The sequence below is a fragment of the Burkholderia sp. NLJ2 genome (assembly GCF_049487195.1).
Taxonomy (GTDB): domain Bacteria; phylum Pseudomonadota; class Gammaproteobacteria; order Burkholderiales; family Burkholderiaceae; genus Burkholderia; species Burkholderia pyrrocinia.
The window spans coordinates 241,342-264,997 of sequence record NZ_CP137808.1 but is presented as its reverse complement, the minus strand read 5'-3'; the positions used below and the strand labels follow the sequence as shown (position 1 = coordinate 264,997).

Sequence of the window (23,656 nt, the reverse complement as noted above, 5' to 3'; positions counted from 1 at the left end):
CGGTCGCTCCGCGTCACTTTGCCTTCACGCGGCGCACGTGCTCTTCGAGCTCGGAAAACGACGGCCGCTCGGTCGAGAACAGCACCTTGCGGCCGAACTCGACCGCAATCGCCGGCGCATAGCCGTTCAGCGTCGCGAGGATCGTCACCTTGATGCACTGGAACATCTTGGTCGACTCGGCGACGCGCTGCTCCGCGAGGCTCGCGAGCGGCCCGATCAGCCCGTACGACAGCAGGATCCCGAGGAACGTGCCGACCAGCGCCTGCGCGATCATCGCGCCGAGCACCGCGGGCGGCTTGTCGGCGGACGCCATCGTGTGCACGACGCCCATCACGGCCGCGACGATGCCGAACGCCGGCATCGCGTCGCCGACGCGCATCAGCGCGTGCGCGGGGCCTTCGCCTTCCGCGTGGTGCGTCTCGATCTCCTCGTCCATCAGGCTCTCGATCTCGAACGCGTTCATGTTGCCGCCCACCATCAGGCGCAGGTAGTCGGTCAGGAATTCGACGATGTGGTGATCGGCGAGGATCTTCGGGTATTGCGTGAAGATCGGGCTCTTTTCCGGATCGTCGATGTCGGCCTCGAGCGTCAGCGTGCCTTCCTTGCGCGCCTTCGCGAGCAGCACGTACAGGAGCGCCATCAGCTCCATATAGACGTCCTTCGTGTATTTCGAGCCCTTGAACAGCGTCGGCAGCACGCGCAGCGTGGCCTTGATGGTCTTGCCGCCGTTGCCGAGGATGAATGCGCCGACGCCGGCACCCACGATCATCAGGATCTCGACGGGCTGGATCAATGCGCCCAGATGCCCGCCTGCCAGCGCATAACCGCCGAAGACGGACAACAGCGTCACGAGTGTTCCCACGATAATCAGCACTGCCTGTCCCTCATGAAAGACCGGCGGGAAGATCGCCGTTAAACAGGTTTACGGCAGTCGGCAGGAAAACTTTCGTGGCCGCCCGGCGGCGGCCCGACGGTGTTTACCGGCAAGCGGCAGACGGTTCGCGCGGCCCGCGGCAGCCGCTCGCGCCCCGCCCGGCCCGCCCCTCAGGCCGCGGCGCCGGCCAGTTCGGCGCGCGCGGCGGCGGCCTTGCGGGTCTTGCCCGCACGTGACGGCGGCTGGCACAGGCCGCAGACGAAACCTTGATGCGGATCATGCGCATGCGCGACGAAGTGGCCGCCACAGCGCGTGCACGGGGTCATCTGCAGCATCCCCGAATCGAAGAAGCGCACGAGCGTCCACGCGCGCGTGAGGCTCAGCGCGGCCTCGTCGCCGGACAGGTTCACGTGCTCCTGATAGAGCCGGTACGCCTTCACGATCGACTGGATCGGCTCGCAGCGGCCGTGGTCCTGCATGAACCGGTAGATGTTGTAGAACAGCGACGAGTGGATGTTCGGCTGCCACGTCATGAACCAGTCGGTCGAGAACGGCAGCATCCCCTTCGGCGGCGACACGCCCTTCAGTTCCTTGTACAGCTTGATCAGACGGTCCCGCGACAGGCTCGTCTCCGCCTCCAGCAACTGCAGCCGGGCGCCCAGTTCGATCAGTTCGATGGCGAGGGTGATTTCCTTCACCTCGATCACGACACTTTTGCTTGCCATGGTGAAAACAGTCCGCTTGACGTGATTCGGATGAATGGCCAATACGCTGCCGGCCGGCGCGGCACGCCGGGACAAACGCAAGGCGGGATGGATCAGCGGACGCCTTCGACCTGTTGCCCGGCCATCAGGATGGCCGAGTGGGCATGCGCGACGACATCGCTACGGCCCTTGTCGGCGAGCGACGACAGCAGCGCGTGATCGTCGAAGCGGAAGCGGCACAGCATCTGGTTCGACGCGGCGAGCTTCACGGTCTGGGCGAGCGTGAGGTTCGCGAGCACATCGGCCAGTTCCTGGGAAATTCCCATGCGGAACATGCCCATCGCCCTGTCTTCCCGCAGCAGGCGCTGCGCGAGGAGGAGGTACGACAGGTTGACCTCTTTGATCTCACTGAGCATTTCGCTGGTAGCGCTCATGATTCCCCCGTTAAAAGGCGTTGCTTTGGCCATTCGTGTTATGACAACGTTTGCTCGATCAGGGCGCGCTGGGCGCTCAGTCGGCTCGTTTATAGTCTTACAGGGCGAATTTTGGCCAAACGGCATTTATGTCGGTATCAGCGAAGTGGCGTATGCCATGCAGGATTTGTCTGTAAACCGTGTAGGAATTTTTCCGACAAGGCGAATTGAAAGGGAGCGATCGGGAAAGCGGTGACAGCGCGGATTCGGCTGAGATGGGCCCGGCAGCGGCCTTGATGCGGCGAAAAAGGCGGCCGGCAAGGCTGCCGGCATTCGGGTCGGTAAAAATTATAGTGGTTTTTCACGATGGCGCAACAATAGATGCGTCTATCTCGATTTATGTATCCGCACCCTTTTTCTCGGGGTTTTCGCGTATTTCATCGTGTAACAAGCCTTAAGTGTTTGAAAAAACACTCGAACCCCTCGGGGCGATATCGATAATGGACTCCAATGGGCGGCGGCGCGAGCCGTGCCGGCCCGCCCCGCAGCTCGCCGTCCGGCGCCCCGCGCACCGCGCCCAGGGCCCGGCCACGTACCGCCAACAGCATGTGTCGGCGAGTTCCGCAACCTTGTACGGGATCCGTATCGGCGCCAAAGCGGCCCCGCGGATCGACACAGGAGATCACCCATGCGAATTGCCCAGATCGCGCCGCTTTACGAAGCCGTCCCGCCGAAACTCTACGGCGGTACCGAGCGTGTCGTGTCCTACCTCACCGAGGCGCTCGTCGAACTCGGCCACGACGTGACGCTGTTCGCCAGCGGCGACTCCGTCACGTCGGCCCGTCTCGAGGCGGCCTGGCCGCGCGCACTGCGGCTCGACCCGTCTATCCGCGATTCGATGGCGCCCCACATGCGGCTCCTCGAACAGGTCGCCCGCGTCGCGCACGAATTCGACGTGCTGCACTTCCACCTCGACTACCTGCCGTTCCCGCTGATGTCGCGCCTCGACACGCCATACGTGACGACGCTGCACGGCCGCCTCGACCTGCCGGAGCTGCAGCCGGTGTTCGACGCGTTCCCGGACGCGCCGGTCGTGTCGATCTCGAACAACCAGCGCAAGCCGCTGCCGCAGGCCGCATGGGCCGGCACCGTGTACCACGGGCTGCCCGACACGCTGCTCACGCCGCAGCCGGGCGTGAAGCCCGAATACCTCGCATTTCTCGGCCGGATCTGCCCCGAAAAGCGCGTCGACACGGCGATCCGGATCGCCGCGCAAAGCGGACTGCCGCTGAAGATCGCCGCGAAGGTCGACAAGGCCGACGCCGACTACTTCAAGGAAGTGATCGAGCCGCTGCTCGGCCAGGCGCACGTCGAATTCATCGGCGAGATCAACGAAGCGCAGAAGCCCGCGTTCCTGTCCGGCGCGAAAGCGCTGCTGTTCCCGATCGACTGGCCGGAGCCGTTCGGCCTCGTGATGATCGAGGCGATGGCGTGCGGCACGCCGGTCGTCGCGTTCAACCGCGGCTCGGTGCCGGAAGTGATCGAGGACGGCGTGACCGGCTTCATCGTCGAGGACGTGCAGGGCGCGGTCGGCGCGCTGCACCGGATCGACAGCCTGTCGCGCACCGCGATCCGCGAACGTTTCGATACGCGTTTCAGCTCGAAGGCGATGGCGCAGCGTTATGTCGAGACCTACGAATCGCTTTGCGCGACGACCAGGCAACCGGCATTGCGCCGGGTCGCGGGCGCCTGACGCGGAAATCCGCGCCGAAATATTCCGTAAAATCCGCGCCGAAATCGGCGCGCAAACCGCAAAACAAAAGAGCCGCATCGACGATGCGGCTCTTTCTATTTGGCTTTCAGTCATTCGATCAGGAAACGATCGCGGTTTTTCCCGACGATCCAATTCGGCGGTTTGCCACGCCCGCTCCAGGTCGCGCCGGACTTCGGATCGCGGTATTTCGGGGGCAGCGGCGCCTTCTTCGGCGGGCGGCCGCGCCGCGCTCGCTCCGCGAAGCCCAGATCCTGGGCCGTCAGGCCGTATTCGGCAATCATTCGCTGGACGTCGGCAATCACCGCCGCCACTTCCTGGCGACGCACGTCGTCCGCCTGCGCCTGCAGATCGGCGATCTGCGCCTTGAGTTTCGCGTATTGAGACATTTTTCGACTCCCCTTTTCGATGATGCGGCCCCGGCGAATCCGGCCGGGACACAAACATCCGTTACGTCATCCGCACTGCCGCCCTGCCCTTCGAAATAAATGCTGTCATCTTTAACCGATTCGACTATATCGAGAATGCGGACTTATTCTAATAAAAGGCATTCGTCAGCCATTCAAATTTAACAATCGTTGACCCTCCCGAACCCGATTCATTTCCTATAATCCAGACCAATTCCGGGTGACGGAATAAATCCGTTGCGTCGCCCGGTCGTTTTCAACGCACTTGTACAAGGTCCTTACATGAAGCTTTCCCAGCGTCTCGCTGCAGAGGTATTCGGCACGTTCTGGCTGGTGCTCGGCGGGTGCGGAAGCGCCGTGCTGGCCGCCGCCTTTCCGGGCCTCGGCATCGGCTTTGCCGGTGTCGCACTCGCCTTTGGCCTGACCGTGCTGACGATGGCATTCGCAATCGGCCACATCTCGGGTTGCCACCTGAATCCGGCGGTGAGCGTCGGCCTGACGGTCGCCGGCCGGTTCCCGGCACGCGATCTCGCGCCGTACATCGTCGCGCAGGTTGTCGGCGCAACGCTCGGCGCGTTCGTGCTGTACCTGATCGCGACCGGCAAGCCGGGCTTCGACGTGGTCGGCAGCGGTTTTGCGACGAACGGCTTCGGCGAGCGCTCGCCCGGCCACTACGCGCTCGGCGCGGCGTTCATCTGCGAAGTCGTGATGACGGGCTTCTTCCTGTTCGTGATCCTCGGCGCAACCGACAAGCGCGCGCCGGCCGGCTTCGCGCCGATCGCGATCGGCCTGTGCCTGACGCTGATTCACCTGATCTCGATTCCGGTCACCAACACGTCGGTGAACCCGGCGCGCTCGACCGGCCCGGCGCTGTTCGTCGGCGGCGAGGCGATCGGCCAGCTGTGGCTGTTCTGGGTCGCGCCGATCATCGGCGCGGTACTCGCAGGGATCATCTACCCGCTGGTCGCGGGGCGTGACAACGCCGTCGACCAACTGCCGGCATCGGCTCGCACAAGCGAATAAAACACTACGGGGTCAAGCGAGCAGAGCAGCGAGCCTCACGCTGTCGAAGAAGACGAGGCAGGTAATTTCGACGGGCGCCATTGGCGCCCGTTTTTCATTGCCGCCCGGAAAGCGCATCCGGGCTGGTCGCTCAGGAAGCGGCGACGTTGCCCTCGAGCGAGAACAGCGTGCGCAGGTGGCGGGCGACGCCCGCGTCGAAGTTGTTGCCGATCCGCGGGATGTGCGGCAGCCGCGCGACCAGGTCGGGGTTCGCGTTGTTCATCATGAACGCGTGACCGGCGGTTTCGAGCAGGTCGATGTCGTTCATGTTGTCGCCGAACGCGATGCAGTGGCCGGTATCGACGCCCAGCCGTGCGAGCACCGTGCGCAGCGCGCGGCCCTTCGACACATTCGCGGTCATCACTTCGAGACAGTCGGGCAGCGAGTACGTGACGTACAGCGCATCGCCGAACCGCACCCGCATCTGCTCGGCGAGCACCGCGAGATCGGCCGGCTCGCCGATATACAGCACCTTCGCGATATCCGCGCCGTCGTGCTCGGGCATGTCGATCACGTCGTACCGGAAGCCCGAATCCTGGTGGAACTCGAGCAGGTGCGGCGCATCGCGGTCGATCAGCCAGCCCTGGTCGGTAAACAGGTTGACGATCACGCGGCCGTGCGCGCCGACGATGTCCGGCTGCACGAGGCCGCGGACGATCGCGGGATCGATGTCCTGCGCGTGGATCGTCGTGTCGTCCGGTGCATGCACGCGCGCCCCGTTCGACGTGATCAGGTACGGCCGGATGCCGAGCACGTCGCGAATGCCCGCGACATCCGCGTAATGGCGCCCCGTGGCGATCACGAACTGCAGGCCGTCGCGCTCGAGCCGGCGGACGGTGTCGATCGTGTACGGGTCGAGCTGGTGGTCGCTGTTCAGCAGGGTACCGTCGAGATCGGTGGCGATGACTTTGTACATGGGACGGAAGAATGGCGCTCAGGGCTCTGCGGAACGGCCATTCTAACGTCGTGCCCGGCTGCGCGCCGGACGGTTCCCCGTCAAGCGCCGCCTTCGGCGCTGCCGCGGCGCGCCTTCAACCCGCTTCAGACACGTTCAGCCACAATCACGCTCCTTCCGCCGCCCGCAGCGCCTGCAGCGCGAGCCGCAACGCGCCGTGCGCGGAATCGTCGAGCGGCGCGCGCAGCCGCGCGGCGTGACGCGCCGGCACGGCCGGCGCCAGCGCGTCGGCAAGCCCGCCGCACAGTGCGACCGGCAGCGCGTGCTGCGGATCGAGCGCATCGATCATCTTGCCGATTTCGTCGCCGGCCTGCGCGATCAGCGCGCCCGCGACCGGATGCGAGCGATGCGCGAACACGATCGGCGCGAGCCGCGCGTAGATCGTCTGGTTCGCATCGCACGACCACTGGACGAGCGCATCGCGATCCTGCGCGCCCGTTTCCGCGAGTAGCGCTTCGGCGAACGCGTCGCGCGGCACGCGGCCGTCGAGCGCTTGTTGCGCGTATGCAAGCGCACGCACGCCGAGCCACGCGCCGCTAGCCTCGTCGCCGGACGGAAAGCCGAAACCGCCTGCGATCCGGCACGCGCCGGCAGCATCGAGCGCCGCTGCGATGCTGCCGGTACCGAGCGCGACGATGAGCCCCGGCGCGCCGCCGTGCGCGCCGACGACCGTCGTATACGCGTCGCTCTCGATCGCGAGCGCGCCGAGCGGCGCCTGCGCGCGGAACGCGGCGAGCCACGCCGCATTGTTGACGCCCGCGAGCCCGCAGCCGAGCGCGCACTGCGACCACTCGAACGCGAAACCGGCCTGCGTGAACGCGTCCGCGCAGGCCGCGCCGATCGACGCCCACGCGCGCTCGATGCCGAGACCGAGCCCCGACGGGCCGCCGCGCCCCTGCGCGAGCTCCCGCCCGTGCCGGTCGGCCAGCACCGCACGCGTGCCCGTGCCGCCGCCGTCGATGCCGATCGCAAAAAGTAATGCCGCCATGCCTTCATCCCGCTGATTCGAACAGGCGCCAAGCTTAACCGGATCGGCGCCGCGCGCCCATCTGCCGTTCGGCCGGCTATCCCGCGAAAAGGGCTTCCGCTATGCTGGCGCGATCGAATCGACACTGAAAACGAGGCAGACGATGTCGCAGCGGTGCAACTGGGTGAAGACGGAAGCGGACGCTCACTATCACGATACCGAGTGGGGCGTGCCGTCGCACGACGATCGCCACCTGTTCGAAATGCTGATCCTGGAAGGCGCGCAGGCCGGGCTGTCGTGGTCGACGATCCTGAACAAGCGTGCCGGCTATCGCGAAGCGTTCGCCGATTTCGACGTCGACGCCGTCGCGCGCTTCACGCCGAAGCGCATCGAGAAACTGCTGGAGAACCCCGGCATCGTGCGCAACCGCGCGAAGGTCGAATCGGCGGTGACCAACGCGCGCGCCGTGCAGCGCATCCGCGACGAGCACGGGTCGCTGGCCGCATTCCTGTGGTCGTTCGTCGGCAACACGCCGGTCCAGAACGCATGGCAGTCTTACCGCGACGCCCCCGCGTCCACCGAGCAGTCCGACGCGCTCAGCAAGGCGCTGAAGGCGTACGGCTGCAAGTTCGTCGGCTCGACGATCTGCTATGCGCTGATGCAGGCGACCGGCATGGTCAACGATCACGAGGTCGGCTGTCCGTGCCACGCGCAATGTGCGGCGCTCGGCGGCAAGCAGCCGGCACGCCGGCGCAAGGCGGGCTGACGGGCGCCAACCGTCGCCCGGAGCCTGCAACGGCTCCGCCCCGCCCGCTCACCGCGCCGCGCGTGACGACGCCGGCACGACCGACCGCGCGCTCCGCGCGGCCCGCACGCGCGCACTGCGCTTTTTCACCCAGATGCAGATGCCCGTGACACTCAGCATCGCGATGACGATGCCGAGCGCGCTCACCGCGACGCGGCCCGCGATGCCGGCGATCCGCCCCGAATGCAGCGGAAACTGCGCCTGCATGAACAGGTCGCCGGCCGAGCCGCAGCCCGGCACCTGGGCGGCGACGGGCTTGCCGGTCACCGCGTCCCAGTAAAGCCACGCATTGCCGAGCCCGACGTCGCCGTGGTCGTTGCCGGGCGTGAAGAACCCGACCGCGTAGACGTTCATCGCCGGCGCGAACAGCAGCGCGCCGGGCGGCGCGGCGATCCCCGCATCGCGTCCGGCCGAACGCGCGATCCCGACGATCCGCTCGCGCGGCAGCACCTTGCTGCCCGCCGGTGCGGGCGGGAAGTGCTCGGGATTCGTATAGGGCGTCTCGGCAAGCGGCGAGAACAGCGACACGAGCGGTCGCACGAGCGGATTGCCGAGATTCATCGAGATCGACGTGACCGCGACGACGAGCAGCAGCCCCCACACCCACGCGCCGCCCGAGCGGTGCAGGTCGAACACGAGCGGATAGCCACCGCGCCGCACGCGGAACGCGAACGACTTGCGCCAGCTTTTCAGGTTCGGAAACGCGAGCACGAGCGCGATCAGGCTGTCGATCGCCCACACGATCCCGACGACGCCCATCACCCAGAACCCGAAGTTGATCCCGCCGTACATGGGCAGGAACAGCGAGTAGTGCAACCGGTAAACGAACGGCATCAGGTCGAGCCGCGCAAGCGACGGCGCGCCCCATTCGCGGCGGCCCTGCACCGCACCGGTCGCGGGATCGACGGCGATCTGGTTGAAGTCGAGCGCGGGCGGCTGGCCGGCGGCCGCAACGGCGCGCGGCATCACGCCCGCCTGCAGCGTGCGCCCCGGCTCGACCGCGAGCGGCAGATAGGTCACCTGCACGCGCGGGTCGGCGGCCTCGATGCGTCCCGCGAGCGCGAGCGGATCGAGCGGCGCCGCGTCGCTGCGCGCGACGTAGAAATCCGGGTTCAGCGCCGCGTCGAGTTCGTGGTCCCACGCGATCAGCGCGCCGGTGAGCCCCGCGACGAACAGGAACAGCGCAATGGCGAGCCCGAACCAGCGGTGCAGGCGGACGAGAAGCGGTCGCAGGAACGCATTCATCGCGTGCACAGCGAAAGGAAAGCGGGCCGGCACGAACGGCGGCCCCGATTCGACGGGATACAGGTCATGGGATGTCGGGTGCCGCGCGAGCCGTCCCGCCGTCGCGCGGCAAGGCCGGATGTCCTTGCGCGCGCCATGGAATGGTTGCGCGCGTGGCGGGTTTCGATACGATGCGCGGCATTTTAACGCAATGCGAATGATTCTTACTTGCGTTTTTTGCGCACCCGTCGTGACCGTCAGCCTCGCCGCCACTCTCCTGTCCGCCCACGCGGCGTGGTCGCCGCCCTCGCCTGATCGCGAAAATCGACTTCTGAACGTTCCGACGATGTACCGACGGCCAAAAACCGCCGGCCATCAGCCGGAACAGCCGCGCCGCGCAGCGCGGCTTCGGGCCTTTCCCGGCCCCAAAAGCAAAACGGCGGAGCGGCCTCTTTCGAGGCACACTCCGCCGTTTCGCGGCAAACCCTAAGACGCTCTTAGTGGAGCTTCTTCGGCAGCATCTGGCTGCGCAGGCGCTTGTGCAGGCGCTTGACGGCTGCTGCCTTCTTGCGCTTGCGGACTGCGGTCGGCTTTTCGTAAGACTGGCGTTCGCGCAGTTCAGCGATCAGGCCATTTTTTTCGATAGCGCGACGAAAGCGGCGAATCGCCACTTCGAACGGCTCGTTTTCTTTCAGAAGAATCGTCGTCATGTCGTTCCTAAATTGCTTAAACGGTCAAAAACGTAGCGGCCAAGCGCCACGCACCGGCCAACCGAGCGTCCCCCAAACAGGCGAAACGAGCGGAAATACGGCCTCGGAGGCCGGAAAAGAGAGGCGGAAAGCACCGCGAGTACGCTTCACAACCGCGTGCAGCGCCGCGTTTGACTGCCAGCAAACATGCCGAAAACGGCAAAGGCGTGACAGAAATCTCAATTCAGCCCGCCATCATAGCAGGGAATCACAGACAAAACCATCCTTTTGTCGATCGCGTGTGCACAGCCTTGCCACTCCGTCGACAGGCCGGTCTCTGCCTCCAGTTGATCGGGCAGCTGGCCGGCCCTATCCGAAATGACAAAGAACGATAAAAAATCGGGCCGAATCTCAACTCGGCCCTCAAGTTTTGTTTTGGTACGCCGAAATCCTGCTCTGAGGCGGCCAGCAATGAACGAGTGCTTCCGCCGACGCCAAAAACGGCAAATCGGCTTCCCAGGGCTTTCGGCTTAAACAGGAGATTTTTCCATGCTCGGAATCAATAGCAACATCAACTCGCTGGTTGCACAGCAGAACCTCAACGGCTCGCAAAACGCACTGTCGCAAGCCATTACGCGTCTGTCGTCGGGCAAGCGTATCAACAGCGCAGCCGACGACGCAGCCGGCCTCGCGATTTCGACGCGGATGCAAACGCAGATCAACGGCCTGAACCAGGGCGTGTCGAACGCGAACGACGGCGTGTCGATGATTCAAACGGCATCGAGCGCTCTGTCGTCGCTGACGAACAGCCTGCAGCGTATCCGCACGCTGGCCGTCCAGGCGTCGACGGGCACGATGTCCACGACCGACCAGGCAGCACTGCAACAGGAAGTCGCGCAGCAGATCCAGGAAGTGAACCGTATCGCGTCGCAAACGACGTACAACGGCACGAACATCCTGAACGGCAACGCGGGCATCGTGTCGTTCCAGGTTGGCGCGAACGTCGGCCAGACGATCTCGCTGGACCTGAGCCAAAGCATGTCGGCCGCGAAGATCGGCGGCGGCCTGGTGCAGACGGGTCAGACGGTCGGCACGGTGACGGGCCTGAGCCTCGACACCGCCGGCAAGTACACGTCGTCGGGCGCAGCGATTACCGCGATCAACGTGATGTCGGACGGTCAAGGTGGCTACACGTTCACCGACCAGAACGGCGGGGCCATCGCGCAAACCGTTGCCCAGTCTGTGTTCGGCGCAAGCGCAACGACCGGCTCGGGCACGGCAGTCGGCGCTCTGTCGATCCAAACGAGCGCAACCAGCTCGAGCATGTCGGCAGCGGCGCTCACCGCGATCACGAACGCCGTTGCGCAGATCAACGCCGTCAACAAGCCGGCAACCGTGTCGGGCCTCGACATCAGCACGGTCAGCGGTGCAAACGTCGCGATGGTATCGATCGACAACGCGCTGCAAACGGTGAACAACGTTCAGGCACAACTGGGCGCGGCACAAAACCGCTTCACGGCAATCGCCACGTCGCAGCAGGCAGAATCGACCGACCTGTCGTCGGCACAGTCGCAAATCACCGACGCGAACTTCGCGCAGGAAACCGCGAACATGTCGAAGAACCAGGTGCTGCAGCAAGCAGGCATCTCGGTGCTCGCACAGGCGAACTCGCTGCCGCAGCAGGTCCTGAAGCTCCTGCAGTAATCGCGTAGCAACCGACGGCCGGGCCCCGCGTAACGCGCGGCCCGGCCGCAAGCACTTGGCACGCGGGGCCCTGCCCCGCGGCCAGGTCTTCACCCAACATTCCACGGATCATCCGCCGCACGGAGCAATACGATGTCGACGATCAATTCCGCCGTCACTTCCGCCAACAACTCGGCCAACAGCCAGCTGCAGCAGGCTGCGCAATCGATCATCAGCGGTTCGACCGGCAACTCGTCGATGGACGTCAACTCGCTCGTGACGGCGCTCGTCAATGCCAAGACCGCCGGTCAGGCCGCCGCGCTCAACGCGCAGCAGAACAGCGACAGCACCCAGATTTCCGCGTACGGCGCCCTTTCGGCCGCGCTGAGCGCACTGCAGGCCAGCGTCACGACGTTGTCGAACGGCTCGCTGCAGAACACCTTCACCGCGACCGCGAGCGGCACCGGCCTCACCGCGACCGCGGGCGTCGGCGCCGTCGCCGGCAGCTATTCCGTCGGCGTCACGCAGATCGCGACGTCGCAGTCGCTGTCGTCGGCCGCGTTCGGTTCGTCGACGGCGCTCGGCACCGGCACGATGACGCTGTCGCTCGGCAGCAAGTCATTCACGGTCAACGTCAACAGCACGAACAACACGCTGTCCGGCATCGCCGCCGCGATCAACAGCACGGCCGGCAACCCGGGCATCGTCGCGTCGGTCGTCAACGGCAGCGACGGCGCGCACCTCGTGCTCAGCTCGACGCCGACCGGCGCGGCGAACACGATCAGCGTCGCGCTCAGCAACGTGTCCGGCGACAACGGCCTGTCCAGCCTCGGCGTCACGTCGACGGCCAGCACGACGGGCGGCCAGTCGACGTTCACGTCCGCGAACGGCAGTGCCGCGTGGAAGCAGAGCACGGTCGCACAGGACGCGGCGTACACGATCAACGGCATCGCCGGCATGAGCGCGAGCAACACCGTGTCGAGCGCGATCACCGGCATCACGCTGAACCTGACCTCGGCCGCGGTCAACGCAAGCCAGACCCAGACGCTGACGGTCGCCACCGACACGAAAACCCAGGCCGCCGCGGTCAACAACTTCGTGACGCTCTACAACACGCTCGTCACGACGATGGGCTCGCTGTCGAGCTTCACGGCCGGCGCGTCGTCGCAAGGCGCGCTGCTCGGCGATTCAACGCTGAACACGATCAAGAACTCGCTCGCGTCGATCGTCGCGAGCGGCGTGAACAACAACGGCTCGACGATCAACCTCGCGTCGATCGGTGTCACGCTGCAGGCCGACGGCACGCTGAAGACCGACAGCACGGCGCTCAACACCGCGCTGCAGACCAACCCGTCGGGCATTGCGTCGCTGTTCAACTCGACGAACGGAATCGGCCAGCAGTTGACGACGAACATCACGAACTACACGAAGACGAACGGGCTGATCGCCACGCGCACGACGGCGCTCGGCAACGACCAGAAGAGCGTCACGACGCAGCAGACGAACCTGTCGAACTACGCGGCACAGCTGACCAGCCAGTACCAGGCGCAGTTCACCGCGCTCAACAAGGTGATGGCGACGATGAACAGCAACTCGCAGTACCTGACGCAGCTGTTCGGCGGCGCGAACAGCGCCGGCGCGATGTCGAACAACAAGGGCTGACCGCCAGCCGGACAGGAGCGCCACGATGGAACAGACCGAATTGATCGCGCAGCTCGACGCGCTCACGGACGCAATCGAACATGCGGCCGCGATGGCCGACTGGATCGAGGCGGTGCGCCTCGTCGATGCGCGCTGGTCGCTCGTCGTATTGCTCGCGGCCGACCAGCCGCCCGCCGGCATCGCCGCGATCCGCCGCATGCAGACCAGCAACGACCGCATCTTCGCCGGCGCGCAACGCGCGCAGCAGGAATTGACCGACGAATACCAGGCTGCGATGGGCCGTGTGCAGGCGGTCGGCCAGTACCAGAGCGTCGCGAGCCGCTGAGACGCACCCGGCAGCGCGCCAGGCCGCGCGCGCCAACCCGACAACAAGAACTACGCGCTGATGTGAGGGCGTGCTCGTTCGCCTCCGCCCGCCTCGTGCGGGCGTTTTTTTTGCACGCCGCCGGTGCGTCTCCCGTGCCGCGGCGGCCCGTTCAATCGGCCAAACTGACCGGGCTTTTACCGTCATCTCGCGGCATCGGCGCAGCGGCGCGCTACCCATAATGGTATCGACCGACTTTCCGCAGATTCCATCATGCTCTCGCTCGACCTGTCCGCCTCCGCCACGCTTACGCCCGAACAGCAGCTTGCGCAGGACATCGCGCTCGTCCTGGACAACGCGCTCGAGCGCCAGCGCGCCGGTGCTTTCGACGACGCCCGGGCGCTGTACGAGGCCATCCTCGACGCAGTGCCCACGCATGGGGACGCGCACTACAACCTCGCGGTCCTGCTGGTCGATACGGGCCGCCCGGCCGACGCGATACCGCATTTCGAAGCCGCCATCGGCTCGAATCCGGCCAACGGCTACTACTGGGTCAGCTACATCCACGCGCTGCATCGCAGCGGACAAACGGCCGCTGCATGGATCGCCGTCGAGATCGCGCAACAGCGCGGCGTGCACGGCCCCGCACTGGACGGCCTGATCGCGCAGTTGGCATCGCCCGACATCGTGCTCGCGACTGCAGCGGTCACCGTCGCCCCAAGCGGCATCGACGCGGCGATCGTCCTTGAAACCGCGGCCGGCCCGGCCGGGCGGAACGACGCCGGCAAGCCTGTCCGCCGCCCCAGCCAGACGCTGCTGCAAAAGCACGCGGCGCTGTTCGACAAGAACAAGCACGCGGAAGCCACCGCGCTTGCGCGGAAACTGGTCGCCGACTACCCGGAAGACGGCGCATGCTGGCGCGCGCTGTCCGCATCGCATCACCGGGAAGGCCGCTTCGCGGAGATGATCGAGGCCGGCTTTCGCACGGTCGAATTGCTGCCGAACGAAGTGCTCGTGCGCATCCTGCTCGCCGATACATTGCGGGCGATGAACCGTCTCGCGGAAGCCGACGAACAGTGTCAGCGCCTGTTCGAGCTCCAGCCGGATCACCCTGAGGCAATGCGGGTCCGCGCTCTCGTGCTGTTCGCGATGCGCCGCACGGACGAAGCGATCGCGGCCTGCCGGCGCGCAGTCGAACTCGCACCCGGCGCGGCCGCCCCGATGAGCACGCTCGGCTTCGTGCTGCTCGAACTGGGCGCCACGCAGGAAGCGGTGGGCTGGCTGAAGCGCTCGATCGAAATCAACCCGACCGACAGCGTCACCCACAGCAGCATGCTGTTCTGTATCGCGCACAGCAGCGAATTCGATCCGCAGGCGCTCGTTGCGGAACACCGCAAGTTCGGCGAGCGCTACGACAATCACAAACGCAAGCGTGCGGCCATGTTCTCGAACCCGCGCGACCCGGCGCGCAAGCTGCAGGTCGGCTTCGTGTCGGGCGACCTGTTCAGCCACGCGGTTTCCTCCTACGCGGTGCCCGTGATCGAGCAGCTCGCGGCCGATTCCGGCATCGCGATGCACTTCTATCACAATCACTTCGAGGAAGATCAGACGTCCGAGCGCTTCAAGGCCCACGCCACGACCTGGCGCAACGTCGCCGGCATGAGCGACCAGGCCTTCCTCGAACGCGTGCGCAACGACCGCATCGACATCGTGATCGACCTGTCGGGCCATACCGGCCGCAACCGGCTCGTCGCGCTGGCGCAACGCGCGGCGCCGGTGCAGGCGTCGTGGATCGGCTATCCGGCCACGACCGGCCTCGGCAAGATGGACTACTACCTGACGGACCGCTTCGTCGCGCCGCACGGCGCATTCGACGACCAGTTCGTCGAGCAGATCGTGCGGCTGCCCGCGATCGCGCCGTTCATGCCGCCGCCGAACTGCCCGCCCGTCAACGTGCTGCCGGCGCTGCACAACGGCTATACGACCTATGCCAGCTTCAACCGCCTGAACAAGCTGAGCCAGCACGTGATCGAGGTCTGGGCGCGCGTGCTGCATGCGGATCCGACTGCGCGCATGGCGCTCGGCGCGGTCGGCAACGACCGCGACCAGGACGCGCTGACCGCATGGTTCGCCGCCGCGGGCATCGATGTCGGCCGCCTGACGTTCCACCGCCGTTCGAACATTCCGGTCTACATGCAGCAGCACCACGGCGTCGATCTCTGCCTCGACACGTTCCCGTACACCGGCTCGACGACCACGCTGAACGGGCTGTGGATGGGCGTGCCGACCGTGACGCTCCCCGGCGCGACGATGGCCGGGCGCGGCAGCGCGGGCTGGCTGCAGCACGTCGGGCTCGACGAATACATCGCGACGGACGAAGACGATTTCGTCGCGAAGGCGCTGGCGCTCGGCCGCGACACCGCCGCGCTGCAGACGCTGCGCGCAGGCCTGCGCGCGCGCTGCTTGCAATCCGCCGCGTTCCGACCGGCCATCGTCGCGGCCGGGCTGTCGTCCGCGCTGCGCACGATGTGGGCCCGCTGGTGCGCGGGCGAACCCGTCACCGCATTCGACACGCCGCTGTTCGACGACACGGCCACCGCACAGGCCGCGGCCGAGGCCTGAACGCCACGCGCTATCGAAAAAGAGAGACCGCCATGACCGCCAGCCTGCCCGCGTCGTCCGTCGCGCAACTGCCGCACGAACGCATCTACGTCACGCAGCCGCACCTGCCGCCGCTCGAAGAATTCCTGCCGTACCTCGAGAAGATCTGGGAGAGCCGCACGCTGACCAACGGCGGCCCGTTCCATCAGCAGTTCGAGCGCGCGCTGTGCGAGTACCTCGGCGTGCCGTACCTGTCGCTGTTCGCGAACGGCACGCTCGCGCTCGTCACCGCGCTGCAGGCGCTGCGCATCACCGGCGAGGTGATCACGACGCCGTACTCGTTCGTCGCGACCGCGCATTCGCTGCTGTGGAACGGCATCAAGCCGGTATTCGTCGACGTCGCGCCCGGCACGCTCAATCTCGACCCCGCGCGCATCGAGGCGGCAATCACGCCGCAGACCACCGCGATCATGCCCGTGCACTGCTACGGCAATCCGTGCGACGTCGACGCGATCCAGAAGATCGCCGACAACTACAACCTGCGCGTGATCTACGATGCGGCGCACGCGTTCGGCGTACAGAACGCCGACGGCAGCGTGCTCGCGCACGGCGACATGTCGGTGCTGAGCTTCCACGCGACGAAGGTGTTCAATACGTTCGAGGGCGGCGCGATCATCTGCCCGGACGCGAAGACCAAACAGCGGATCGACCATCTGAAGAACTTCGGTTTCGTCGACGAAGTCACGGTCGTCGCGCCCGGCATCAACGGCAAGATGAGCGAGATCAACGCCGCATTCGGGATGCTGCAATTGCAGCACATCGACGGCGCGCTCGCGCGCCGCCGCGAAATCGACACGCTGTACCGCACACTGCTGAGCGACGTGCGCGGCATCCGCTGCGTGCCGCTCGGCGGCCAGACCGTCGCGAACCACGCGTATTTCGCGATCCTCGTTGACGAAGACTATCCGCTCGACCGCGATGCGCTGTACCGGAAGCTGCGCGACTACGACGTGTATGCGCGCCGCTACTTCCATCCGCTGATTTCGGAATTCCCGATGTACCGTGGGCTGCCGTCCGCAAACCGCGACAACCTGCCCGTCGCTACCGAGGCCGCGCGCAAGGTGCTGTGCCTGCCGATCTACCCGGCGCTCACCGACGACATGGTTCGCCGCATCGTCGGACTGATCGCCGCCTGACGCGCGGCGCTTACAGGTAGCGCTCGCCGGCCGCGCGCGCTCGGATCCGGCGCGCCGGGTTGCCGTACACGACCGTGTACGGCTCGACGTCGTGCAGCACGACCGCGCCCGCGCCCACGACGCCGTGCTCGCCGACCGCGATCCGGTGCCGCAACATTGCGCCGAGGCCGATCGCCGCGCCGCGGCCGATCCGGCAGTTACCGCCCGTGACGACGCCTGGCGCGAGGCTCGAGAAATCCTCCATCGCGCCGTCGTGATCGAGCGACGCATTCGTGTTGACGATGCACCCGTCGCCGATCGTGCAGCACGGGTTGATCACCGCGCCGGCCATCACGACCGTACCCGCGCCGATCGTCGACGCCTTGCCGATGCGTGCTGCCGGATGCACCGCCGACACGCTCGGCAGGCACGGCACGAGCGCCGCGAGAGCGGCCGTCACGTTCTCGCGCGCGTGGTTGTCGCCGATGGCGACCAGCAGCCCGGCGATTCCGTGCGCATCGACCAGATCCGGCAGGTCGCGTTCGGCGCCCAGCACCGCGTAGCCGAGCGTCTCCTCGCCGCGGGGCCGGAACGAATCGATCAGCCCGGCGATCCGGTACCGGCCGACCTGTTCGACGATGTCGATCACGACCTTGGCGTGACCGGACGAGCCGACGATGACGATGTTTTCCACGAGGGCCTCGATTGATCTGATCAGCAGGTAAGGCATGGCCGCGTTCCGCGCAGTATGCCGCGTCGTCGCGCCCATTCGGCACGCGCCATTACGTTAGGACGATAGGCGCCATTTCGTCCGCCGTCGCGCAACGGGCTGCAAAATACGCGGCAAACGCCTCGCGCAAGCGCTCGGCCATCTGGATCCAGTTCTCGTCGCGCCCTCTGCGGAACAGCCGCACCGTGCCGGGATACCACGGCGAATCGTCGCGGTCGTGCATCCAGCGCCAGTCGACGTCCTGATTCGGCAGCAGCACCCAGCAACGCTTGCCGAGCGATGCGGCCAGATGCGCGATCGACGTGTCGACGCACACCACGAGATCGAGCTGCGCGACGATCGCGGCCGTATCCGCGAAATCGTCGATCTCCGAACCGAGATGCAGCAACGGCAGACCGCCCGGCGGATCGCGCGCCTCGTCCTCGCCCTGCCCCTTCTGCAGGCTCACGAAATTCACGCCCGGCACGCTCCACAGCGGCGTCAGCAACGCGAGCGACGGCAGCGAGCGGTGTGCATCGTTGCGATGCTTCGGGTTGCCTTTCCACACGAGCCCGACACGCGGGCCGGCCGGCAGCGCGTCGAGGCGCGTGCGCCAGCGCGCGACGCGGGCGGGATCGGGTGAGAGCTGCGCCGGCGGCGGGATCGTGTCGAGCGTCGTGCCGGCATGCATCGGTGCGCTCAGCAGGCTCGTCCAGTAATCGAATTGCGCCGCACGCGCCGTGGCCACGTCGTGATCGAGCACTTCGTCGACGCCGTCGAGCGTCTCCATCAGCCGATGCAGCGCGGGCTGGCACGCAAAGACCACGCGCGCCGCATGCCGCGCGCGAAACTCCGCGAAATAGCGGCTGAACTGCAGCATGTCGCCGAGGCCGTCTTCCTGCCAGACGAGCAGCGTCTTGCCGGCAAGCGGCTCGCCTTGCCACTGCGCACACCGCAGCACCTCGCGCGTCCGGCGATGTACGAACGCCGACTGCGCGTAGCGCGATTCGTAACGGCGCCAGCCTTCGTCGAACCGGCCAACGGCGAGCAGCAGCGTCGCCAGCCCGAAACGGGCATCGCCATGGTCGGGTCGCAGTTCGAGCGCGCGGCGGTACGCGCGTTCGGCGTCGTCGTGGCGGCCGGCATGCGCGAACGTCGCGCCCAGGTTGGCGTGCACTTCGGCCATCTGCGGCGCGAGCGCGAGCGCGTCGGCGAACGCAGCCGCCGCTTCGTCGTGACGGCCCTGCGCGCGCAGCACGCAGCCGAGATTGTTGTGCGCTTGCGGCAGTCCGGGACGGCAGCGGATCGCATCGCGATAGGCCGCTTCCGCTTCGGGCAGGCGATCGAGATTCTGCAGCGCGATGCCGAGGTTGTAATGCGCCTCCGGGTGGTCCGGGCACAGCGCGAGGGTCTGCCGACTGGCCGCTTCCGCTTCCGGCAGCCGCTGCATGTCGATGAGGATCGCGCCGAGATTCGCGTGCGCGAGCGCGTGGTCGGCGCGCACCGCGATCGCGAGCCGGTATGCGAGCTCCGCCTCGGCCGGCCGGCCGAGAACGCGCAGCACGTTGCCGAGATCGGTCAGCACGTCCGGCGACTGCGGCTCGATCATCAGCGCCTGTCCGAACGCCTGTTCGGCATCGTCGAACCGGCCGAGCATGTCGAGCACCTTGCCGAGCCGGTGATGGTGCGACGCCCGCAACGGCGTGACGGACGCAAGTTGCCGGCGGAAGATCGCCTCGGCGTCGGGCAGGCGGCCCTGCGACACGAGCAGCGCGCCAAGGCCGTCGTACGGCGGCTCGAACGCCGGCATCGCGTCGGTCGCGCGCCGCCACCAGGCTTCCGCGTCGGCCAGCCGGTTCAGGCCGAGCGCGCAGACGGCCGCGACGTGCAGCGCCGCACCGGCCGGCTCAGGCGCGTCGAGCAGCGGCGCGACAAGCGACAGCGCGTCGGCGAACTGTCCGTTCTGGCACAGGGCCGCGGCATGTTGAACGGGCGCGGATTCGTCGGAAGCAGGCGTCATGTCATGCGGCGATGCGTGGCCCGCATCGCGAACGAACGGTCAGATGGGGGTCGGTGCAGCGGCCGGGTGCCCGGACGTACTTACCGCACGGTCCTTGGCCTCCTTGAGCGCCGCGAGGGTGTCGAGCGCACGCCCTTCGTCGGCAGTGAGATCGACAAGAAATGCGTCGTTGTTCTGCTTGATCCAGTCGAGCGGCATATCCCACCACGCGAGCTGCAGCAATTGTTCGCGCACTTTCTCCGTGAAGCGGAAGCGAACCAGACGGGCCGGCGAGCCCGCATAGATGCCGTAAGCCTCGGTGCGGAAATTGGGCGGAATGACGGCCCGCGCGCCGATCACGCATCCGCTCTCGATCTGGCTGCCGCCAAGGAACAGCGCTTCATCGCCGATCCAGACGTCGTTGTGGATCACGGTATCCGCGTATTGCGGCATCGGCGCGTTGACGAGATCGTTACCGTAGATGCTGAACATGCTCGTGGAAATGGTGCGCATCTCGTGCTGACCGTTCAGCAGGAATCGCAGGCGCATTCCGCCGGCCACGTTCTTGCCGATCACAAGTTTCTGATGGTCCTGGTCGTACTTCGCGATCGAGCCCACGCCGAGCCCTGAGCAACGGCCGATATGAAAGGTGCCGACCTGCGCCTCTTCGTCGAGCCAGTTGCGGAAAAAGTTGTTCGGAATCGTCGAAAAGGCACCATCCCGGTAGCCCAGCACGATGAAATGCTTCGCCCACGGATGGTCGGGCAGCACGCCAATACAGTCGTCGGAGGTCGTAACGTTCATTCGCGGTCGCAAGTGTGCCGGCGCTGCGGCTCGATGCCGAGGCCGCCTGGCAGGAACGGGGAAACGATGCGGCACATCGGCCGCGATCATGGACGATGCAGTATAGGAAGCGCGCGGCAACGATCGACAACGAATAAGAACGGCGTTCTGACTTCTGTTCCGCCGATGGGGCCGGTGTGATCCCGAGTCCGCCGCCTGGATACGCCAGGCGTCGAAGCGGACTTGCCTTCAGCGCTCGACGGCAGGCGCTTTTCCATCACGGCGCCCCGGCGTCGGCTTCCGCAGAAGCGTCACCCCGATCCGGCCACCCCGTTCCGCCGGCAGGGCCCGGCCGACCCGATGGCGTGTTATCGCTGCGCCGCCTGCGACGCGCTGCCCGCCATCAGTGGCCAGCGCCGCACGGCTCGTGCTCAGCTGCTCGACGAGCACCCGCCGCAACTGCTCGAACTGCATGAGCTGGAACTGCACGAACTCGACGAACTGCAGCTCGACGACGAGCCGCTGCTGCCGGACGAATCCGAACCGCCGGTACGCGCCGCCATTGCGGCCCGCATCAACGGCGGCTCCATCAGTGCACTCGAATGCACGGCCCACGCGGTACCGGCCAGCGCTCCCGCGCCGAACAGCGCGGCAGCCCACAACAACTCGTCCGGCGAATCGGACTCGCCGCGACGCGCGCTCCGGTGCGCGGCAAGCGACGCCTGCGCACCCGCCGTCAGGCCAGTCCGCCCGAAGCCGGTCAAGCGCCGCGCGACGCCGCCGTATGCGATCGCGAATGCCGCCATGCCGATGACGAGCAACAGGACCGGCCGCCCTCGACTCAGCCCGACCGCCAGTTTCGCCGCGCCCGTGCCAAGCACCAGCAGCGCAATCGCACGCGCAGCGATGCGTGCCGTCCACATCTCGCCGGGCGCCCAAATCCAGCCGCGTTCGCGCAACGAACCCGCGCATTCGGAAACCCGACGTGCCAGAAGCTGCCGGAACGCGCCGAAGCTGGCCTCCCCGCCAGGTTGCCCATCCAGCCAGTAGCATTCGTCCGCGTATGCACCGGCGCGCCTCACATCGACACTCTGCACGCGCGCACCCAGCCGCCCCGCCGTCCTCAAGTCGATTGCGCCCGCATGGATGAGCGACAGCGTCGCGACTTGCACGGCCCGCGATTCGTCGCCGGCGAGATACGCGACCTCCTCGACGGTCAGGTTCGACGACGCTTCGCGAGCGCGCGAGCCCCTGCGCCGGCAGCGATATTCGATCTGTTGCAGGCCTGCGATCAGCAACAACGCGACGACGCAGGCCGGCACGTAGAACGCGAGAAACTGCGGCCCCGTGTAGTTCAGCACGTTGAAGTCCTGCGCCGACGCGCAGGTCGCGGCAACGCTCGCGGCGGCCGCCGGCAACACGAGCTTCGGCAGCCGGTTGCGCCAGGCACTGCCGGCCGGCGAGGCGGCCGGCGAATCCGGTTCGACCGGCTCGTCCGCGGCCGACAGGGGCGGCTCCGGCGACCCGGGTGCAACACGCAGGTCCGCAGGCGGCCAGATCGACTCCGGCGGCTCGCAGCCGAACAGCCGGCGATAACTGTCGAGCGTATCGCGATAGCGCCGCGCATACACGGCGGCCTCGTCCGGCGCGCCCGTGCCGGGCATGTGATGCAGCTGCGCGCGCAGCACGCCGGCGCAGAAAACGTCCCAGTATTCGAGCGTGTATTGCAGGTGGAAATGCCAGGCGGCATCGACCGCCACCGATGGCGTGACCGGGTGGCCGGCCGCCTGCGCGAGAAACGCGAAACGCTTGTATTCGTCGATCACGGCCAGCGCGTGCGTGTGCGACCAGCCTTCGGTATCGGCAAGGCGCCGGCTGTACGGCAGCGGCGCGTCAGGGTCGTCGGGGGAATAGGCTTGCAGGCGCGCGAGCAGCGCCTGCTGCGTATCGGTCAGGGTCAGCGCGCGGGCATCGACTGCGGTCGAGGTAGACGGGATGGCAGCCATCGGGAGTCGGCGCGATGCGCGGACGGCCGCCGCGATCGACGCTTGGAGTTGTCGTTGCGGGGGATTCTCGCATAACGACGAGGCCGCGCGACACAGGTCCGCCGGCTGCCTCCGGGGCCGCTTGCTGCGTCGCGCCGCGCGTCAGAAATCGAGCTGCGCCAGCGTGATGTCGAGCGCGGCCGCGACCTTCCTGCGCATCGGCTTGCGCAGCTTCTGGCGCTTTTCCCGTTTCGCGTAGTCCGATCGACTGATGCCGATTCGCTGCGCGACCTCGGCCCGTGTCAGCCCGAGATACTCGCGCCACGCCCGCGCCGGCGAGCTTCCGTCGAACACGGCGCGCGTCACGACCTCGTGCGGAATCAGATCGCGCGCGCTGGACTGCTGCGCGACATAGTCGGCGTAAGGAATCACGACGAAGGCCGGCGCACCGTCCGGCCCGTTGATGATCTGAACAGAAAGGGATTTGCTCATCCGGTGATCGCCGCCCGCGATGCGACGCGGCTATTCCTCGTTTCGGTCGACATTTTCGATCGGCGTTTTCGAGCGGGCTTCGAGCGCGTCGTACCGGACCGGCGAATGGGGTCGCCCGGTCGGATACGCACGCGATCGAAAACCGCCACGCCGACAGCCGGCCGGGATGTTACTGCAAACGGGAAAACAATGATGCGGTGAGACCGACGAGAGCCTGAACAGGCATGTTTTGGCGCGCCCGGCTGGGATCGAACCAGCAACCCCTGCCTTCGGAGGGCGGGAAATTCAATCCACGACCATCCAAGAGCATCTAGAACACCATCGTAACTTGTTGATTTTCCTAAATAACAAGTACATTGCCGTCTAACAAGATCCAGCCTAAAATTTCCGTA

The 23,656-nt window shown here is 66.6% G+C and carries 21 protein-coding genes; 8 read left to right on the top strand and 13 right to left on the bottom strand.

Annotation, left to right across the window (positions count from 1 at the left end):
* Positions 1 to 13: 13 nt before the first annotated feature.
* From motA to flhD, 3 genes are all read right to left on the bottom strand, one after another.
* Positions 14 to 874 (bottom strand): flagellar motor stator protein MotA, encoded by an 861-nt coding sequence (gene motA / locus R9B84_RS01125; RefSeq protein WP_011350592.1) that lies wholly within the window; start codon positions 872 to 874, stop codon positions 14 to 16.
* A gap of 170 nt (positions 875 to 1,044) precedes the next feature.
* Entirely contained in the window at positions 1,045 to 1,599 is a 555-nt protein-coding gene (gene flhC / locus R9B84_RS01120) for a flagellar transcriptional regulator FlhC (protein ID WP_047899511.1), read from the bottom strand.
* A gap of 92 nt (positions 1,600 to 1,691) precedes the next feature.
* On the bottom strand, positions 1,692 to 2,012 hold the full coding sequence (gene flhD, locus R9B84_RS01115; RefSeq protein ID WP_279613412.1) for a flagellar transcriptional regulator FlhD: 321 nt from the start codon (positions 2,010 to 2,012) through the stop codon (positions 1,692 to 1,694).
* 667 nt (positions 2,013 to 2,679) lie between these two features.
* Here flhD and R9B84_RS01110 point away from each other — a divergent pair.
* Positions 2,680 to 3,744 carry a glycosyltransferase family 4 protein gene (locus R9B84_RS01110; protein ID WP_096472193.1) on the top strand — a complete coding sequence of 355 codons (1,065 nt, stop codon included), beginning with the start codon at positions 2,680 to 2,682 and terminating at the stop codon, positions 3,742 to 3,744.
* 110 nt (positions 3,745 to 3,854) lie between these two features.
* On the opposite strand, the gene R9B84_RS01105 is transcribed toward R9B84_RS01110, so the two are convergent.
* Positions 3,855 to 4,151, bottom strand: coding sequence for an H-NS histone family protein (locus R9B84_RS01105; protein WP_006489320.1), 297 nt, complete (start codon positions 4,149 to 4,151; stop codon positions 3,855 to 3,857).
* 300 nt (positions 4,152 to 4,451) lie between these two features.
* On the opposite strand from R9B84_RS01105, the gene aqpZ reads away from it, so the two are divergent.
* Entirely contained in the window at positions 4,452 to 5,192 is a 741-nt protein-coding gene (gene aqpZ, locus R9B84_RS01100) for an aquaporin Z (protein WP_423758949.1), read from the top strand.
* Positions 5,193 to 5,322: 130 nt separating this feature from the next.
* On the opposite strand, the gene R9B84_RS01095 is transcribed toward aqpZ, so the two are convergent.
* On the bottom strand, positions 5,323 to 6,147 hold the full coding sequence (locus tag R9B84_RS01095; protein ID WP_423758948.1) for a Cof-type HAD-IIB family hydrolase: 825 nt from the start codon (positions 6,145 to 6,147) through the stop codon (positions 5,323 to 5,325).
* Positions 6,148 to 6,292: 145 nt separating this feature from the next.
* Positions 6,293 to 7,174 carry a BadF/BadG/BcrA/BcrD ATPase family protein gene (locus R9B84_RS01090; protein WP_423758947.1) on the bottom strand — a complete coding sequence of 294 codons (882 nt, stop codon included), beginning with the start codon at positions 7,172 to 7,174 and terminating at the stop codon, positions 6,293 to 6,295.
* Between the two features lie 142 nt (positions 7,175 to 7,316).
* On the opposite strand from R9B84_RS01090, the gene R9B84_RS01085 reads away from it, so the two are divergent.
* A complete protein-coding gene (locus R9B84_RS01085) occupies positions 7,317 to 7,919 on the top strand; it encodes a DNA-3-methyladenine glycosylase I (protein ID WP_262539590.1) in 603 nt (200 codons plus the stop codon).
* 48 nt (positions 7,920 to 7,967) lie between these two features.
* Here R9B84_RS01085 and R9B84_RS01080 read toward each other — a convergent pair whose 3' ends face one another.
* Both R9B84_RS01080 and rpsU read right to left on the bottom strand, forming a co-directional pair.
* Positions 7,968 to 9,203, bottom strand: coding sequence for a PepSY-associated TM helix domain-containing protein (locus R9B84_RS01080; RefSeq protein WP_423758946.1), 1,236 nt, complete (start codon positions 9,201 to 9,203; stop codon positions 7,968 to 7,970).
* 476 nt (positions 9,204 to 9,679) lie between these two features.
* Positions 9,680 to 9,892, bottom strand: a complete 213-nt coding sequence (gene rpsU / locus R9B84_RS01075; protein ID WP_006401410.1) for a 30S ribosomal protein S21 — start codon at positions 9,890 to 9,892, stop codon at positions 9,680 to 9,682.
* Positions 9,893 to 10,420: 528 nt separating this feature from the next.
* Here rpsU and R9B84_RS01070 point away from each other — a divergent pair.
* The 5 genes from R9B84_RS01070 to vioA all read left to right on the top strand — a co-directional run bounded on the left by R9B84_RS01070 (position 10,421) and on the right by vioA (position 17,317).
* On the top strand, positions 10,421 to 11,575 hold the full coding sequence (locus tag R9B84_RS01070) for a flagellin (protein ID WP_423758945.1): 1,155 nt from the start codon (positions 10,421 to 10,423) through the stop codon (positions 11,573 to 11,575).
* Positions 11,576 to 11,707: 132 nt separating this feature from the next.
* Positions 11,708 to 13,216 carry a flagellar filament capping protein FliD gene (gene fliD / locus R9B84_RS01065; protein ID WP_423758944.1) on the top strand — a complete coding sequence of 503 codons (1,509 nt, stop codon included), beginning with the start codon at positions 11,708 to 11,710 and terminating at the stop codon, positions 13,214 to 13,216.
* A gap of 25 nt (positions 13,217 to 13,241) precedes the next feature.
* Positions 13,242 to 13,541, top strand: a complete 300-nt coding sequence (locus R9B84_RS01060) for a flagellar protein FliT (RefSeq protein ID WP_423758943.1) — start codon at positions 13,242 to 13,244, stop codon at positions 13,539 to 13,541.
* Between the two features lie 252 nt (positions 13,542 to 13,793).
* The gene (locus R9B84_RS01055; RefSeq protein WP_423758942.1) at positions 13,794 to 16,142 is read left to right on the top strand and encodes a tetratricopeptide repeat protein; all 2,349 of its coding nucleotides are present in this window, start codon (positions 13,794 to 13,796) and stop codon (positions 16,140 to 16,142) included.
* A 32-nt stretch (positions 16,143 to 16,174) separates the two neighbouring features.
* A complete protein-coding gene (gene vioA / locus R9B84_RS01050; RefSeq protein ID WP_423758941.1) occupies positions 16,175 to 17,317 on the top strand; it encodes a dTDP-4-amino-4,6-dideoxy-D-glucose aminotransferase VioA in 1,143 nt (380 codons plus the stop codon).
* 10 nt (positions 17,318 to 17,327) lie between these two features.
* On the opposite strand, the gene R9B84_RS01045 is transcribed toward vioA, so the two are convergent.
* The 5 genes from R9B84_RS01045 to R9B84_RS01025 form a co-directional block, all read right to left on the bottom strand.
* Positions 17,328 to 18,026, bottom strand: a complete 699-nt coding sequence (locus tag R9B84_RS01045) for an acetyltransferase (protein ID WP_423758940.1) — start codon at positions 18,024 to 18,026, stop codon at positions 17,328 to 17,330.
* Between the two features lie 52 nt (positions 18,027 to 18,078).
* A complete protein-coding gene (locus R9B84_RS01040; protein WP_423758939.1) occupies positions 18,079 to 20,025 on the bottom strand; it encodes a tetratricopeptide repeat protein in 1,947 nt (648 codons plus the stop codon).
* Between the two features lie 39 nt (positions 20,026 to 20,064).
* The gene (locus R9B84_RS01035) at positions 20,065 to 20,808 is read right to left on the bottom strand and encodes an acetyltransferase (protein WP_423759940.1); all 744 of its coding nucleotides are present in this window, start codon (positions 20,806 to 20,808) and stop codon (positions 20,065 to 20,067) included.
* 410 nt (positions 20,809 to 21,218) lie between these two features.
* Positions 21,219 to 22,793, bottom strand: coding sequence for a TIGR04222 domain-containing membrane protein (locus tag R9B84_RS01030; RefSeq protein WP_423758938.1), 1,575 nt, complete (start codon positions 22,791 to 22,793; stop codon positions 21,219 to 21,221).
* 141 nt (positions 22,794 to 22,934) lie between these two features.
* A complete protein-coding gene (locus tag R9B84_RS01025) occupies positions 22,935 to 23,264 on the bottom strand; it encodes a helix-turn-helix domain-containing protein (protein WP_423758937.1) in 330 nt (109 codons plus the stop codon).
* Between the last annotated feature and the right edge of the window lie 392 nt (positions 23,265 to 23,656).